Raw genomic sequence first — 16,059 nt, 5'->3', positions numbered from 1 at the left:
ATCATTAACAGAAGGGGGCGTTTAAGCCTGATGCAATAAGGATGAGGCTGTAATTACATGAATGAGAATATGAGTTTTAAAGAATTATTTGACATTATTAAACACAGACTTTTACTGATTTTTATCATGACAGCAGTTGTAACGCTGGTGACGGGATACATCCAATTCCGGGTGATTTCGCCCGTTTATCAGTCATCGACCCAAGTGCTCATTCATGAAACAAGCGGTGAAAAAAATTCGAATCTCAGCGACGTTCAGCTGAATCTTCATTACAACAATACGTTTCAAACGATAATGAAAAGCCCGGTTGTGCTTGAGAAAGTGAAGCAGACGCTGCATCTTTCTGAGACGGCATCCGCTTTAAAAGCAAAGATCACGACAAGCAGCGAAACCGATTCAGAGATCATTACCGTAGCGGTGCAGGACGAGAATCCGAAACAGGCCGCCGCTATAGCGAACACGCTGATGAAGACATTTAAAAAAGAAGTCCGTGACAGGATGAATATAAAAGGCGTCATTGTTTTGTCTGAGGCAAAAGCCTCGGAAAGCCCGATGGTCAAGCCTTCGCGCATCCGAAATATCATGATGGCGTTCGGTGCGGCTCTCATGGCGGGTGTGACGCTTGCGTTTTTTCTCCACTTTCTTGATGAAACCGTTAAAAGCGAGCGGCAGCTCAGCGAAAAAACAGACTTGCCTGTTTTAGGGGTTGTGTATGACATCAAAAATCAGCAGACACGGTCTGATGAAAAACATTTCGGGGAGTGAGGCGTTTGGGATTCAGAAAAAAGAAATCAAGAAGGGGACTGGCTCAAATATCCGTTTTACATCACAAATCATTGGTGGCTGAACAATACCGCACCATTCGGACAAATATTGAGTTCTCCTCTGTTCAGACCCATTTGCGCTCTATTCTCGTCACTTCTTCCGTTCCGGGAGAAGGAAAATCATTCAGCGCCGCCAACCTTGCCGCGGTATTTGCGCAGCAGGAAAAAAAGGTGCTGCTCGTCGATGCGGATTTACGAAAACCGACGATACACGAGACCTATCAGCTTGAAAATGTACAAGGCCTGACAAATGTGTTGGTCGGAAACGCTTCCCTCGGCGAAACGGTGCAAAAAACGCTGATTGACAACCTCTATGTCTTAACGAGCGGGCCGACGCCGCCGAATCCGGCTGAGCTTTTATCTTCAAAGGCGATGGGAGAGCTGATTCAGGAGATGTACAGTCGGTACAGTCTGGTTATTTTCGATTCACCTCCGCTTTTGGCGGTAGCGGACGGACAGATTTTAGCGAACCAGACAGATGGAAGCGTTCTCGTCGTCTTGAGCGGAAAAACGAAAATGGATACCGTCCAAAAGGCGAGAGACGCGCTTCAGCAGTCAAAGGCAAAGCTTTTGGGGGCGCTGCTGAATAAAAAGAAAATCAAAAAAACGGAGCACTACTCGTATTGAGCGGTGCAGGTGATGTCTCCTTATCTTTATCAACGGAGGCACTCGGCTCTGCTGTGGGCGGCGTTTTTCGCTGCCTTAGATGCTGGTCGTCGGTGGCGGGGTGTGAGGACGGGTTAAATGCCCAATTTATCTTAAGATGATGCATTGTTATCGGCTTAGCTGTTATGTCTGTTTTTACGAAAACCGTATCAGCTAAACCGATAAATGAGGAGGGGAAAGATTGACTTACCGGAGAAGACTTTCAATGATTTTTGCATTGGATACGTATCTCGTTTTACTTTCCGTTGTTATAGGATATCAATTTTTTGAGGATTCTTATCACTTTTATGACTCCGGAGCGTTGCTGCTGACTGCCGTGAGCATGCTGATCAGCCATCATGTATGCGCTTTTATGTTTCACCAGTATAAGCAGGTATGGACGTACACGGGAATAGGCGAGCTGCTTGCCTTGATAAAGGGGATCACGCTGTCAGCAGCCGTAACGGCGGCCGTCCAATACGGGGTGTTCCACACGATTTTGTTCCGGCTGTTGGCCGTCAGCTGGATGGTTCAGCTATTGTTCATCGGAGGAAGCCGGATGATTTCACGGGTGCTGAAAGAAACGATCGGCAGGAAGCAAAATGACTCTTCCAGGGCGCTGATCATCGGCGCAGGTTCGGGGGGGACGCTGCTCGTCCGTCAGCTTACCCAGAAAAACGATCTCGGAATCATGCCTGTGGCTTTTATTGATGATGATCAGACGAAGCATAAGCTCGAAATCATGGGCCTGCCCGTCATCGGCGGAAAAGAAAGCATTATGCCGGCGGTGCAGAGGCTGAGAATTCACCATATCATCATTGCCATTCCGTCTCTTTGCACTCATGAGCTTCAGACATTATACAAAGAATGTGTGCAGACGGGCGCCCATATTAAAATCATGCCGCAATTTGACGAGATCCTGCTCGGAACGCAGGCTGCCGGACACATCAGAGATGTAAAAGCCGAAGATCTGCTCGGCAGAAAGCCGGTCACCCTTGATACGAGCAAAATTTCTGACAGCATCAAGGGAAAAACGATTCTGGTCACGGGCGCCGGCGGCTCAATCGGTTCTGAAATCTGCCGCCAGATCAGCGCGTTTCTTCCGCAGGAAATCGTCCTTCTCGGCCACGGAGAAAACAGCATTCATTCTGTACATACCGAGCTGTCCGCACGCTTCGGCAAAGAGGTGCTCTTTCACGCGGAGATCGCCGATATTCAGGACAGAGATAAAATCTTTACCTTGATGAAAAAATACGAGCCGCACGTCGTCTATCATGCGGCTGCCCACAAACATGTGCCGTTAATGGAACATAATCCGGAAGAAGCCGTTAAAAACAACATTATCGGCACGAAAAATGTCGCCGAAGCCGCCGATATGTGCGGAACGGAAACATTCGTGCTGATTTCTTCTGACAAAGCGGTCAATCCGGCCAATGTCATGGGCGCGACGAAACGGTTTGCGGAAATGGTCATCATGAACCTCGGAAAGGTCAGCCGCACCAAATTCGCCGCCGTCCGTTTCGGAAATGTGCTCGGTAGCCGCGGCAGCGTCATTCCGATTTTCAAAAAGCAGATTGAAAAAGGCGGACCCGTCACCGTCACGCACCCGGCAATGACAAGATATTTTATGACGATTCCCGAAGCGTCAAGACTCGTCATTCAGGCGGGGGCGCTTGCAAAAGGGCGGCAGATTTTCGTTCTGGATATGGGAGAACCCGTCAAAATCGTCGATCTGGCCAAAAACCTGATTCATTTATCAGGCTATACGACAGAACAGATTCCCATCGAATTCTCCGGCATCCGTCCGGGAGAAAAGATGTATGAAGAATTGCTGAATCATAATGAAGTACATACGGAGCAGATTTTTCCGAAAATCCATATCGGGAAAGCGGTGGACGGGAATTGGGCCGTGCTCATCCGTTTTATGGAGGAATTCAGCCGTCTGCCTGAAGAAGAGCTGAGAAAAAGGCTGTTTGAGGCGATCGAATCAGTACATGAAGAAGCGGCCGCAGGCGTGTGATGGGAGGACAGAAAGATGACGAAAAAAGTATTATTCTGCGCCACTGTCGATTATCATTTTAAAGCCTTTCATCTTCCGTATTTTCAATGGTTTCAGGATATGGGCTGGGAAGTGCACGTCGCGGCAGGCGGCAATATGAATCTTCCGTTCGTTGATGAAAAGTTTTCCATTCCGATCCGGCGCTCGCCGTTTCATCCCGAAAATCTTTCTGTTTACAGGCGGCTGAAACGGCTCATTCAGGACAACGGCTACGACATGATTCACTGTCATACGCCGGTCGGCGGCGTGCTCGCACGCCTTGCGGCGAGACAAGCGCGCCAAAAAGGGACAAAGGTGCTGTACACCGCGCACGGCTTTCACTTCTGCGACGGAGCGCCCCTGAAAAACTGGCTTCTTTATTACCCGATCGAAAAATTTCTCTCTTCTTATACGGATTGTCTGATTACGATTAATGAAGAGGATTACGAACGGGCCAAACAAATGAAAAAAACAGCTTGCGGCGCGAAAAAAATACACGGCATCGGGGTGAATACAGACAGGTTTCGCCCTGTGAGCCGGGAAGAGAGTGAACGTCTGAGAGAAAAACACGGCTTCGGCGCCGGGGAATTTATTCTCGTTTATCCCGCTGAATTAAACGGCAATAAAAACCAGGGACTTCTCATTGAGGCTGCGGCATTGCTGAAGAACCGCATTCCGGAGCTGAAACTCGTATTTGCCGGAGAAGGCGCGATGGAAGCGCCGTACAGAAAAAAGGCTGAATCACTCGGTGTATCCGACATGGTGCGGTTTTACGGTTTTTGCCGCGATATTCATGAACTGATTCAGCTTGCCGATCTGTCTGTCGCCTCAAGCATCCGCGAAGGACTCGGCATGAATCTGCTTGAAGGAATGGCTGCCGAAAAGCCGGCCGTTGCCGCGGACAACAGGGGGCACCGTGAGATCATCGAAGACGGCGTGAACGGTTTTCTCGTGCCGGCCGGGGACAGCGCGGCGTTTGCCGATCGAATTGAAAAGCTGTACCGCTCCCCGGGTCTGCGAAAAGCAATGGGACAAAAAGGGCGCAGCACGGCGGAATGTTTTTCAGAAACACGTACGGTAAAGGAAATGGCGCACATTTACGCCGGTTATATGGATAAAAAGGAGAAAAGCGTATGAATGCAGGAGCACAACCGAAAATTTCCGTCATCATGGGAATTTATAATTGCGAAGAGACTTTAGCGGAGAGTATTGAATCCATCCTAAGCCAATCTTATAAGAATTGGGAACTGATTATGTGTGATGACGCGTCAACTGACGGAACGTATCAGATTGCGCGCCGTTACGCGGATCATTACGGCGACCGGATCACGCTGATTCAAAATAAGACAAATCAACGGCTTGCCGCTTCGCTGAACCGCTGTCTGACATACGCAACGGGGGATTATATCGCCAGGCAGGACGGTGATGACATCTCCAACCCGAGGAGACTGGAAAAACAGGCCGCTTTCTTAAACAAGCACGCCCACTATCAAGTCGTAGGCACGGGGATGCTCGTATTTGACGAATTCGGTGTAAGGGGCGCCCGCCTTTTGCCGCCCGTGCCGAAACCGGGAATTATGGCGAAAGGCACACCGTTCTGCCACGGCACCATTATGATGCGGGCTGAAGCGTACAAAGCGCTTGGCGGCTACCGGTCAGTCAGGCGGACGCGGCGGATGGAGGATATCGATTTGTGGCTGCGCTTTTTTGAAGCGGGTTTCCGGGGGTACAATCTCCAAGAAACGCTGTATAAAGTCAGAGAGGACAGTGATGCGTTTAAAAGGAGATCGTTTACGTATTCCATTGATAATGCGGTCCTCGTTTTTCAGGCATGCAGACGGCTGAAGCTGCCGATTTCCCATTACGCGTATATCGCAAAACCGCTCATCCGCGCCATTACGCCGCCCGCGGTCATGAACCGTTATCATAAAAACAGGGACATCCGCCAAAAAGAAGGGCTTGCCGAACATGATTGACAAACCGATGCGGGTGCTGCACATCTTCAGCGGGATGAACAGGGGCGGCGCAGAAACGATGATGATGAATTTGTACCGGAAGATGGACAGAACGAAGGTGCAGTTTGATTTTTTAACCCATAGGAACGATCCGTGCGCTTATGACGAGGAAATTCTCGCTCTCGGCGGACGGCTTTTTTATGTGCCGAGCATCGGCAGCACAAACCCGATTACATTTGTAAAACAGGTCAAGCGGGTGATTCAGGAAAAAGGCCCGTTTGCCGCCGTGCACGCCCATACCGATTTTCAGTCGGGATTTATCGCGCTTGCCGCTCGTTTAGCCGGCGTCCCGGTGCGGATCTGCCATTCGCACAGTACGTCGTGGCGGGGGCGGGCGTCGCGGCTTGCCGGGATGCAGCTGTTTGTGTTCAGACGGCTGATCACGGCAAACGCCACGGCACTGTGCGCCTGCGGAAAAGAGGCGGGCCGTTTCTTATTCGGGAAAGAAAAAGACGTGCATCTTTTGCCGAACGGCATTGATCTCGACTTATTTGCCGGCGGGTGCGCGGATACAGAAGCTGAAAAAAGGAAGCGGGGCATTGCAGACGGCCGTTTGGTGATCGGCCATATCGGCCGCTTTACAGAAGAAAAAAACCACGAATTTCTGCTCCGGCTGGCCGCTGATATGAAAGAGCGGGGCATCGGCTTACAGCTGATTCTCGCCGGAGACGGTCCGCTTCGCACCGATATGGAAAATCTGGCGGCGAAGCTGGGGCTTGATGATGATGTGCGTTTTATCGGTATAGAAGACCGCGTTCATGATCTGCTGAAAACGCTGGATGTATTTGTCATGCCGTCTCTTTATGAAGGGCTGCCCGTCACGCTCGTTGAAGCGCAGGCCTCCGGGGTGCCGTGCGTGATATCAGACGGCATAACGGAAGAAGCCGATGCCGGGCTCGGGCTGGTCAAAAGGCTCAGCCTCAAAGAACCGCCGGGACAATGGGCATCCGCGGTTTTACGGGCAGCAGAGGCGGCAAAGCCTGACGGAGCGCGTATTAAAGAAACCCTCAGGCGGCTGGGATATGACGCGGGGGAAAATGCGGGGGCTGTTATGAAGCTTTACAATATGAATTGGAAAAAGGAACAGTAACGAATGATTGTATATGTAGTCAATATGGGAATTGTTTATATTTGGTCATGGTTCGCGAAAATGTGCGGCGGGCGTGATCAATCGCTTTCGACCGGATACCGGCCGAATCAGCTCGTCATGCTCGTTCCGCTGCTATCGCTGGTATTGGTCTCCGGTTTGCGCTACAGAGTCGGGACGGATTTTCAGACGTACGCGCTGATGTACAAGCTGGCGGGAAATTACGGAAGCATTTGGGAGATCTTCGGGTTCGGAGCGAAAAAAGCAGCCGTTGATCCGGGGTTTACGGCTCTCATCTGGCTCATGAATTTTATCACGAAAGATCCGCAAATCATGTATTTCACCGTGGCGGTCGTGACGTGCAGCTTTATTTTAAAGGGGCTCGTTGAGTTCGGCCGTCCGTTTGAGCTGAGTGTATTTTTGTTTTTGGGCACGTATCACTATTACGCTTCCTTTAACGGGATCAGGCAGTATATGGTGGCGGCCGTTTTGTTTTGGGCCGTCCGCTACGTGATCAGCGGAAGCTGGAAGCGTTATATGTCAATCGTGCTGCTGTGTTCGCTTTTTCATTCCTCAGCGCTGATTATGATTCCGGTTTATTTTCTCGTCAGAAAAAGAGCATGGTCGCCCGCGATTTTCGGACTGTCGGCATTGTTTCTTCTTATGACGTTCCTGTATCAGAAGTTCATTTCGCTGTTTGTCGTCGTGCTGGAAAACAGCTCGTACGGCCATTATGAGAAATGGCTGATGACCAATACGAACGGAATGAACGTCGTGAAAATCGCGGTGCTGCTTCTGCCGCTGTTTTTGGCTTTCTGCTATCGGGAGCGGCTGCGGAAGCTCTGGCCTGACATTGATGTCATCGTGAATTTCTGTCTGCTCGGCCTGCTCTTCGGTCTTTTGGCGACAAAGGATGTTATTTTTGCCCGGTTTAATATATATTTCGGCCTGTACCAAATGATCCTGATCCCTTATTTTGTGAGGGTTTTTGATGAAAAATCAAATGCGCTGATTTATATCGCCATTATTGTCTGTTATTTTCTTTACAGTTACTTGCTTATGCCGGTCGATTCGTCTGTGCTTCCGTACAGAACGATTTTTTCCCGGTAATGGACACTGGAGGTTTATATGGAAACACCCGCGGTCAGTTTATTAATTGCTGTGTATAATACGGAAACTTATTTAGAAAGATGCTTAGATTCATTGCTCAATCAGTCGCTCGCCAATATCGAAATCGTGGCCGTTAATGACGGGTCAACGGATCAAAGCCCGGCCATTCTTGAAACCTATCAGAAGCGGGATGAGAGAATCAGGGTCATTCATCAGCAAAACCGGGGGCTCGGAGCCGTCCGCAACAGGGGAATCGAGGCGGCGCGCGGCGAATTTATCGCTTTTATTGATGCGGACGACTGGGTTGAACCTGATTATTGCCTGCGCATGTATGAAAAAGCGAAGGCTGATCAGGCTGATCTCGTGATTTGCGAATATGCGGCCGAGTTTGCGGATACGGGGAAAACCGCCGTTTCAACGATCGCTTCAGCGTACGAGGGCCGCCCGAAACAACTGTACCTGAAAGATTTATTTGAAGGAAGAGTCAGCGGTTTTTCATGGAACAAGCTGTACAAAAGAACCATGATCGAGCATCATCAGCTGCGCTTTCCGCTTCGTGATGAGCTGGAGCACGTGGAGGATCAGTACTTCAGCCTCCGGGCGCATGTTTTCGCAGGTGCGGTCTCGTACGTGGATCAGCCGCTCTATCATTATCGGATTCACTTGACTTCCATTGTGCAAAGCTATCAGAAAAAGCTGTTTGACTCAGGTCTCGTTCTCTATCGGCTGAACGAGGCTTTTTTGCGTGAAAACGGCTGCTTACAGGAATACCGGCAGGAGCTGGATTTTTTCATCGTTCAGCACGGAACAGTCTGCCTGCTGAATGAATGGAAGCGGAATAATAGCGGCCGGTTTTCTGAGAAGTGGAAGAATATCAGCCGGATATGCGCTGATCCCGTGTTTCGCCTGAGCCTTTCCAAAACGGGAACGGCGCCGTTTGACGCCAAACGCTCATGCCTTCTGCTTTTGGCGAAGCTGAAGCTGATTCCGTTCGTGTCGCTGGCATCAGCCGCGTATCAGGGGGCAATCGAGTACAAAATGAAAATCAGAGGGTGAAGACATGTCGATACAATCTTTAAAAATCAATCTCGCGGAATGGCTGTTGCTTAAGGTCAAATACCCGTCCCAATTTCATTTCGGAACGGCAGCGGATGGGGCGGGGCTTACAGCGGCAAGAAAAAAGATCATTCTGACGCTGCTCCCGTCCCACGATAATCTCGGCGATCACGCCATCGCCTACGCAAGCAAAACGTTTCTTGAACGGGAATATCCCGATTTTGACATTGTCGAAGTGGATATGAAGGATATATACAGATCGGCAAAAGCGCTGATCAAAAAGCGCCACCCCGATGATATGGTATTCATCATCGGCGGCGGGAACATGGGGGATTTGTACCGGTATGAGGAATGGACGCGCCGCTTTATTATCAAAACATTTCGGGAATATCGGATCGTTCAGCTTCCGGCGACGGCTCACTTTTCTGAATCAAAAAAGGGACGGAAGGAACTGAAGCGCGCCCGAAAAGTGTACAATGCGCATCCCGACCTTTTGTTAATGGCGAGAGATGAGACGACGTATCAATGGATGAAGCGTCATTTTCCCGGAAAAACAGTGCTCAAACAGCCTGACATGGTCTTATATTTGGATAAAAGCGAGCGGCACATCCCGCGGGAAGGGATCTACCTCTGTTTACGGGAGGATAAGGAGAGTGCGCTGACGGCTGAGGACAGAACGATGGTAAAAGAAGCTTTGGCAAAAGAGTACGGCGAGCTGCATTCCTTTACCACGACGGTCGGCCGGAGGGTCAGCCGCCATACACGTGAAAAGGAGCTGGAGGCGCTTTGGAATACGCTGAAAGGCGCGGAAGCCGTCGTCACTGACAGGCTTCACGGGATGATTTTTTGTGCGCTGACGAAAACGCCTTGTGTCGTCATTCGTTCGTTTGATCATAAGGTGATGGAAGGCTATCAATGGCTGAAAAACATACCGAACATGACATTGCTTGAACGTCCAGACCCTGAAGCCGTAACGGCCGCCGTAAACCGGCTGCTCAGCGGCAAGCATGAGGAAGGCGGTTCTTTGCGCAGTGTTTATTTTGCCGGGCTGCGCTCGAAAATCAGCGGTGATGCCCAATGACCGCGCCGCTTGTGAGCGTGATCGTGCCGATGTATAAGACAGAGCCTTTTATGAAAAAATGCGCGGTTTCTTTAACAAAACAGACGCTGAGAGACATCGAAATCATTTTCGTCAATGACGGTTCACCGGATCGGTCAGGCCGGATTGCTGAACAATTCGCCGCAGAAGATGCGAGAATCCGGGTGATTCATAAAGAAAACGGCGGCCTCAGCTCGGCCCGCAATGCCGGAATAAAAGCCGCCCGCGGCCGTTATATCGGTTTTGCGGACGGCGATGACTATGTGACGGAAACGATGTTCGAGCGGCTTTATGAAGAAGCGGAGAAGAACCGGCTGGATATCGCCGGATGCGGCTATTATAAGGAAACGCCGTCTAAGAAAAGAACATATATGCCGCCGTCCCTTCCGCCGGGTCGCGTCTTCACAGCGGATGAAATGACTGCATTGCTGACCCGTGCGCACGAACATCGGTTTATTTGGTATGTGTGGCGCTATATATACCGGCGAGAATCATTGCAAGGGCTGTTGTTCCATGAAGATATCCGGTTTGCCGAAGACTCTCCGTTTAATTTGGCAGCGTTCCGCCAAGCCGCGCGTATCAAAGTGATAGACGAAGGGCTGTATATCTACCGGGAAAATCCGCAAAGTCTTACAGAAACACCGTTTAAGCCCCACTTAGATCACGAACTGCAAAAGCAATATAAAGCGAAAATGGCTTTTTATGAGGAAAACGGGCTGACGGACGCCTGCCGGAGCGATATCAATACATATTTGTGCAAGCATCAGATTCCGATGCTGATCGCCAACGCATGCGCCGCCCCGCAGCCGTCACATCAGATTACGGCGCACATCGGCAGAATCTTAACGTATGACATGGTAAAAACGGCGGTGCGCAGCACGCCATGCCGGCATAAACAGCTGCTGGCGGGGGAGCGCGTGGTGCTCGGCCTGTGCAAAATGCGCCTTCCTCTTCTTCTGCATGCGTTTTTCGAACGGAAATCGAAAGAGAAAGGCAGTGCGGAAGGAGCATGAAATTTGCCATTAATTTCGGCGCCAATGTGACGGCGTTTTTACTATCGGTGTTTTTATCAGTGTGGATGACGCCCTTTATTGTGAAAACATTAGGTGTGGAGGCTTTTGGGTTTGTCCATCTGACACAGAATATCATTAACTATTTCTCTATTATTACCGTTGCGCTGAGCTCTGTCGTTGTGAGGTTTTTCTCCGTCGCCGCCCACAGGGGGAACAGGGACGAGGCCAATGCGTATGTAAGCAATTATTTAGCCGCGTCTGTCGTGATATCTCTATTACTCGCTGTGCCGCTCGCCGGGACGGCTTTTTTTATTGACAAGATTATGAATGTACCGACCGGGCTCTTAACGGATGTGAGGCTGTCTATCGTAATCGGCAGCGTGCTGTTTATGCTGACATTTTTTATGGCGGGTTTCGCGACGGGGCCGTTTTTTGCCAACAAGCTTTATATCACAAGTTCCATTCAGGCCGTGCAAATGCTGGTCAGGGTGCTGTGTGTGCTCGCTCTGTTTACGTGCCTGCCGCCGAAAATCTGGCAGATCCAGCTTTCGGCATTAGCGGGAGCCTTCTGTGCGGCCGTGCTGACTTTTTTCTTCTTTAAGAAATTGATTCCTTGGTTTTCTTTCAGCCGTAAAACCTTGTCATTACAAACGAGCAAAGTGCTGTTTTCGGCCGGTGCCTGGAGCTCTGTCAACCAGATCGGCGTGCTGCTGTTTCTGCAGATTGACCTCATGACGGCCAACCTTGTGCTGGGGCCGTCTGAAGCGGGTGTCTATGCGGCGATTATTCAATTCCCGCTCCTGCTCAGAAGTCTTGCCGGGACGCTTGCTTCACTGTTTGCGCCGGTTTTGACTTCCTACTATTCAAAAGGCGATATGGAAGGCCTCCTGTCTTACGCCAATAAGGCTGTGCGGATGAACGGGCTTCTGCTCGCGCTTCCCGCCGCATTATTAGGAGGGCTTGCCGAACCGTTTCTGGCGATTTGGCTGGGCCCGTCGTTTGTGCAGACGGCGCCGCTTTTATACATTCACGCCGCGTATTTGGCGGTCAGTCTCTCTGTCATGCCGCTTTTTTACGTATGGACGGCTTTTAATAAACAAAAAACGCCCGCCGTCGTTACTTTATGTTTAGGCGGACTGAATGTCATATTGGCCGTGGTTCTCAGCGGACCGGCACATCTCGGGCTGTACGGCATCACCATTGCCGGGGCTGTCTCCCTCATTTTGAAAAATGCCGTCTTCACGCCGCTGTATGTTTCGCATATTACGGGCTTTCAGAAAACCGCGTTTTACAAAGGCATGTTCGGCCCGTTGGCGGCGGCCGTATTTGCCTGGGCCGTCTGCCGGGGTATCCGGCTGTTTTCACCGCTTGACAGCTGGGCCGGCCTGATCGCCGCGGGGCTTGCCGTATGCATAAGCTATGCCGCATTCGCTTTTTTCTTCATTTGTACGAGAGAAGAAAGGCGGCTTGCTTTACAGAAATGCCGAAAAGTGAAAGGAGCTGTTCAGATTTGAAGGCGAAACGTGTATTTGATATAGCGGCCGCGGTGTTGTTATTGTGCGGCGCGAGCGTTATCCTTCTCTTCGCCATGGCCGCCGTCAGATGCGCCATCGGGTCTCCGGTATTGTTCAAACAGACGAGACCGGGGCATAAAGGGCGTCCGTTTACGTTGTATAAACTCAGAACGATGACGGATGCGCGTGATGAAAACGGTGTGCTGCTTCCGGATCATCTCCGTCTGACCAAAACGGGAAGGCTGATCAGAAAACTGAGCATCGATGAGCTTCCCCAGCTTTTTAATGTGCTCAAAGGAGATATCAGTCTGGTCGGCCCCCGCCCTCTGCTGATGGATTATCTGCCGCTTTACACGGCGGAGCAGGCGCGGCGGCACGAGGTGAAGCCGGGGATTACGGGCTGGGCGCAGATTAACGGGAGAAACGCGATTTCATGGGAGGAAAAATTCAAGCTCGACGTGTGGTACGTCGACAACCGCACATTTCTTCTCGACTTAAAGATTCTGCTTTTAACAGTGAAAAAAGTTCTCGTGTCAGAAGGCATACACCAAGCCGGCCATGTGACGGCAAAGCGCTTCACAGGCAGCGGAGACATGTCATCGTGAAAAAGGTCGTGCTGATCGGAAACGGCGGACACGGAAAAGTCGTGAAGGAAATCGTGCAGGCCCGTTCCGATATGGAGCTTGCGGGCATATTGGATGACGGATTCAGCGGTTTTGCCGTTCGGAACGGTTTATATACGGGCCGGACGAAAGACGTGCACATGCTTCGGAAACTCGTCCCCGAGGCCGTATTCACGATATGCATCGGCCGCAACGGCGTCAGAAAGCAGTTCGCTGAAACGCTTCGGCTTGAAGATGACGATTATGCCGCACTCATTCACCCCGGAGCGATCGTCAGTGAAACGGCTTCCGTCGGACACGGAACGGTTGTGATGGCGGGCGCCGTCATTCAGGCGGGCGCTGACATCGGCGCCCATTGCATCATCAATACGGGGGCGGTTGCCGATCATGACAATGCAATCGGAGATTACGTCCATCTTTCACCGCGTGCGGCGCTTGCCGGCGGAGTGAAAGTCGGGGAAGGAACGCACATCGGAATCGGCGCGTCCGTCATACCGCAGATTGACATCGGCCCTTGGTCCGTTATCGGCGCGGGGGCTGCCGTCATCAGCCGGATTCCCGGCCATGTGACGGCGGTCGGCGTTCCGGCCCGCATCATCTCCCCTATCCATAATGAAAAAGGATGATTTCATGCAAACAAACAAACGGATTTATTTGTCTCCGCCTCATATGAGCGGAAAAGAACAGGAATACATTGCAGAAGCTTTTCGTTCCAATTGGATTGCCCCGCTCGGTCCGCTCGTCAATTCGTTTGAAGCGCGGCTCGCGGAATATGCGGGAGTGAAAAGCGCGGCGGCCGTAAGCTCGGGAACGGCCGCCATCCATCTTGCCCTGCGGCTTGCGGGTGTGAAAAAAGGAGACGCTGTATTTTGTCCTTCCTTTACGTTTGTCGCCACGGCGAATCCGATTGTGTATGAGCAGGCTGAGCCCGTTTTTATTGATTCGGAATGGGAGACGTGGAATATGTCGCCCGATGCGCTTGAGCGGGCGCTGCGGGATGCAAAGCGGCGCGGCAGTCTCCCGAAAGCGGTGATCGCCGTCAATCTTTACGGCCAAAGCGCGAAAATGGATGAATTAACGAGCCTTTGTGACACATACGGCGTCTGTCTGATTGAAGACGCTGCCGAGTCCTTAGGATCAACATATAAAGGCAGGCAGAGCGGCACGTTCGGCCGTTTCGGCATTTATTCCTTTAACGGCAACAAAATCATTACAACATCGGGAGGCGGCATGCTCGTGTCTGACGATGAAGCCGCGATTGAAAAGGCGAAGTTTCTTGCGTCACAGGCGAAAGATGCCGCCGTTCATTACCAGCACAGCGAGCTCGGGTATAACTACAGGCTCAGCAACATTCTCGCGGGCGTGGGGATATCGCAGCTGGAAGTGCTTGAAGATCGGGTCCGGGCGAGGAGAGAAATCTTTCACAGGTATCGGGAAGCGCTGGAAACGTATCCGGGCATCCGCATGATGCCGGAGCTTGAAGGAACGGTTTCAAACCGCTGGCTGACGGCTCTGACGCTTGATAACGGCGTGACGCCGGAAGAAGCAGTCGCCTGTCTTGCGGAACAGAATATTGAGGCCCGGCCGCTGTGGAAACCGCTGCATACGCAGCCGCTTTTTTCATCTTCCGTCTTTTATCCTCACAGCGAACATGAGCGTGTCTCTGAGAACCTTTTCAGCCGGGGCATCTGTCTGCCGTCCGGGTCTGACTTGTCTTCTGAGGATCAGCAGCGTGTCATTGACGCACTTGCGCAACTGTTTGAAACGAAAGGGGAGAAAACATGGACAACCGCCATGTTATGAGCCGATTAAAAGAAACGCTGACGGGGCTGCTCAGCGTTATACCGCCGCAATCTGACATCATATATGCCGACTATCCCCTCTACGGAAATGTAGGGGATTTATTGATTATGAAAGGGACGGAGGCGTTTTTTAAAGCGCACGGCATCCGCGTCAGACAGCGCTGGAATCCCGACAATTTTCCATTCGGGCGCCGGGCGGACAAAAAGACGATCATCGTCTGTCAGGGTGGCGGAAATTTCGGGGATCTCTATCCGTACTATCAGACGTTCAGGGAAAAAATCGTCAAATCCTTTCCGGAAAACAGGATCGTCATCCTGCCGCAATCCATTTATTATCAGGATGAGACACGGCTGCAAAAGGCAGCGGCGCTTTTTGCGGGGCACAAGGATCTCCACCTGTTTACGAGAGATCATGTGTCACACGAGACTGCGAAACGCTTTTTTTCGGCGAATCATATCGGGCTTATGCCTGATATGGCCCATCAGCTGTATCCGATGGCGGCGTCAGCGGCTCCGTCACGCGGCAGGCTTCATTTTATCCGCACGGATGGGGAAATCAATCCGAAGCTGCAAACCAATTCTTCCGTTAAAAGCTGGGACTGGCAGGATGTGCTGTCAGCAAGCGACCGCAGGGGAATCGCTTTTTTTCAAACACTGAATGTTTTGAATAAAAAAGCGGGAAACCCGCTGCCGATTGCGCGGTTTTGGAAACGCTATACCGATTTCTTAACAAAGAAAGCGGTCCTGTTTTTCAGCAGATACGAATCGGTGGAAACGTCAAGGCTTCACGGTCACATTCTGTCCTCGCTTCTCGGGAAACCGAATACCGTCATTGATAATTCATACGGGAAAAACGCCAACTACTATTACACCTGGATGCACGAAGCGCCAGATGTCCGTCTGATCGGGGAAACCGCCGGCACGAAGGAAAACCTTCCGCTTTGAATGAGCGGAAGGTTTATTTTGTTTCACCGCGTTTTACTTTGTTGTACGCCTCATCCAAATGCTGAATTCTTTTGAGCACAACCGAGTTTTTCGTCAGCTGATCCTGAACAAGGGTTGAAACGACGGAACGGTAATAGCTGTTCATCGCATGAATTCGGTCTTCACTCGGATTCATTTCAATGTGCTGTGTAAAGTTTTCAATAAAATAAGGAACAGAAAAAAGTTCTGACATCTATAAAGCAACTCCTTTTAATAAGTATATACGGTATGAAACCAATCATGTACAAT

At 50.9% G+C, this 16,059-nt stretch carries 16 protein-coding genes; 15 read left to right on the top strand and 1 reads right to left on the bottom strand.

Annotation, left to right across the window (positions count from 1 at the left end; translation table 11 throughout):
- Positions 1 to 57: 57 nt before the first annotated feature.
- From BXO87_RS07600 to BXO87_RS07530, 15 genes are all read left to right on the top strand, one after another.
- On the top strand, positions 58 to 765 hold the full coding sequence (locus tag BXO87_RS07600) for a YveK family protein (protein WP_007613932.1): 708 nt from the start codon (positions 58 to 60) through the stop codon (positions 763 to 765).
- Between the two features lie 5 nt (positions 766 to 770).
- Complete coding sequence (locus tag BXO87_RS07595; protein ID WP_007407393.1) at positions 771 to 1,451, top strand: CpsD/CapB family tyrosine-protein kinase; 681 nt, start codon at positions 771 to 773, stop codon at positions 1,449 to 1,451.
- Between the two features lie 220 nt (positions 1,452 to 1,671).
- Positions 1,672 to 3,489 carry a polysaccharide biosynthesis protein gene (locus BXO87_RS07590; RefSeq protein WP_193427908.1) on the top strand — a complete coding sequence of 606 codons (1,818 nt, stop codon included), beginning with the start codon at positions 1,672 to 1,674 and terminating at the stop codon, positions 3,487 to 3,489.
- Between the two features lie 15 nt (positions 3,490 to 3,504).
- A complete protein-coding gene (locus tag BXO87_RS07585; RefSeq protein ID WP_038459952.1) occupies positions 3,505 to 4,644 on the top strand; it encodes a glycosyltransferase family 4 protein in 1,140 nt (379 codons plus the stop codon).
- Positions 4,641 to 5,483 carry a glycosyltransferase EpsE gene (epsE, locus tag BXO87_RS07580; RefSeq protein WP_076851292.1) on the top strand — a complete coding sequence of 281 codons (843 nt, stop codon included), beginning with the start codon at positions 4,641 to 4,643 and terminating at the stop codon, positions 5,481 to 5,483. Before BXO87_RS07585 ends, epsE begins: the two co-directional genes overlap by 4 nt.
- Positions 5,476 to 6,612: a glycosyltransferase family 1 protein gene (locus BXO87_RS07575; protein WP_003151553.1), complete on the top strand. Its 1,137-nt coding sequence runs from the start codon at positions 5,476 to 5,478 to the stop codon at positions 6,610 to 6,612. The genes epsE and BXO87_RS07575 overlap by 8 nt, the downstream gene beginning before the upstream one ends.
- Before the next feature lie 3 nt (positions 6,613 to 6,615).
- Positions 6,616 to 7,719 (top strand): EpsG family protein, encoded by a 1,104-nt coding sequence (locus BXO87_RS07570; protein ID WP_076851291.1) that lies wholly within the window; start codon positions 6,616 to 6,618, stop codon positions 7,717 to 7,719.
- A gap of 18 nt (positions 7,720 to 7,737) precedes the next feature.
- Complete coding sequence (locus BXO87_RS07565) at positions 7,738 to 8,775, top strand: glycosyltransferase family 2 protein (protein ID WP_038459946.1); 1,038 nt, start codon at positions 7,738 to 7,740, stop codon at positions 8,773 to 8,775.
- A gap of 4 nt (positions 8,776 to 8,779) precedes the next feature.
- A complete protein-coding gene (locus BXO87_RS07560) occupies positions 8,780 to 9,856 on the top strand; it encodes a polysaccharide pyruvyl transferase family protein (RefSeq protein WP_038459944.1) in 1,077 nt (358 codons plus the stop codon).
- Positions 9,853 to 10,887 carry a glycosyltransferase gene (locus tag BXO87_RS07555; RefSeq protein ID WP_038459942.1) on the top strand — a complete coding sequence of 345 codons (1,035 nt, stop codon included), beginning with the start codon at positions 9,853 to 9,855 and terminating at the stop codon, positions 10,885 to 10,887. Before BXO87_RS07560 ends, BXO87_RS07555 begins: the two co-directional genes overlap by 4 nt.
- On the top strand, positions 10,884 to 12,401 hold the full coding sequence (locus BXO87_RS07550) for an MATE family efflux transporter (RefSeq protein WP_038459940.1): 1,518 nt from the start codon (positions 10,884 to 10,886) through the stop codon (positions 12,399 to 12,401). The genes BXO87_RS07555 and BXO87_RS07550 overlap by 4 nt, the downstream gene beginning before the upstream one ends.
- Complete coding sequence (locus BXO87_RS07545; protein ID WP_038459938.1) at positions 12,398 to 13,006, top strand: sugar transferase; 609 nt, start codon at positions 12,398 to 12,400, stop codon at positions 13,004 to 13,006. Before BXO87_RS07550 ends, BXO87_RS07545 begins: the two co-directional genes overlap by 4 nt.
- Complete coding sequence (locus BXO87_RS07540) at positions 13,003 to 13,650, top strand: acetyltransferase (RefSeq protein ID WP_038459936.1); 648 nt, start codon at positions 13,003 to 13,005, stop codon at positions 13,648 to 13,650. Before BXO87_RS07545 ends, BXO87_RS07540 begins: the two co-directional genes overlap by 4 nt.
- A 4-nt stretch (positions 13,651 to 13,654) precedes the next feature.
- The gene (locus BXO87_RS07535) at positions 13,655 to 14,827 is read left to right on the top strand and encodes a DegT/DnrJ/EryC1/StrS family aminotransferase (protein ID WP_038459934.1); all 1,173 of its coding nucleotides are present in this window, start codon (positions 13,655 to 13,657) and stop codon (positions 14,825 to 14,827) included.
- Positions 14,806 to 15,771: a polysaccharide pyruvyl transferase family protein gene (locus tag BXO87_RS07530; RefSeq protein WP_038459933.1), complete on the top strand. Its 966-nt coding sequence runs from the start codon at positions 14,806 to 14,808 to the stop codon at positions 15,769 to 15,771. Before BXO87_RS07535 ends, BXO87_RS07530 begins: the two co-directional genes overlap by 22 nt.
- Before the next feature lie 13 nt (positions 15,772 to 15,784).
- On the opposite strand, the gene yvfG is transcribed toward BXO87_RS07530, so the two are convergent.
- On the bottom strand, positions 15,785 to 16,003 hold the full coding sequence (gene yvfG, locus BXO87_RS07525; protein ID WP_038459931.1) for a protein YvfG: 219 nt from the start codon (positions 16,001 to 16,003) through the stop codon (positions 15,785 to 15,787).
- Positions 16,004 to 16,059 lie beyond the last annotated feature (56 nt).

The organism is Bacillus sp. GZB (assembly GCF_001975995.1).
GTDB classification, from domain to species: Bacteria; Bacillota; Bacilli; order Bacillales; family Bacillaceae; genus Bacillus; species Bacillus velezensis.
This window is presented reverse-complemented; position numbering and strand designations above follow the sequence as displayed.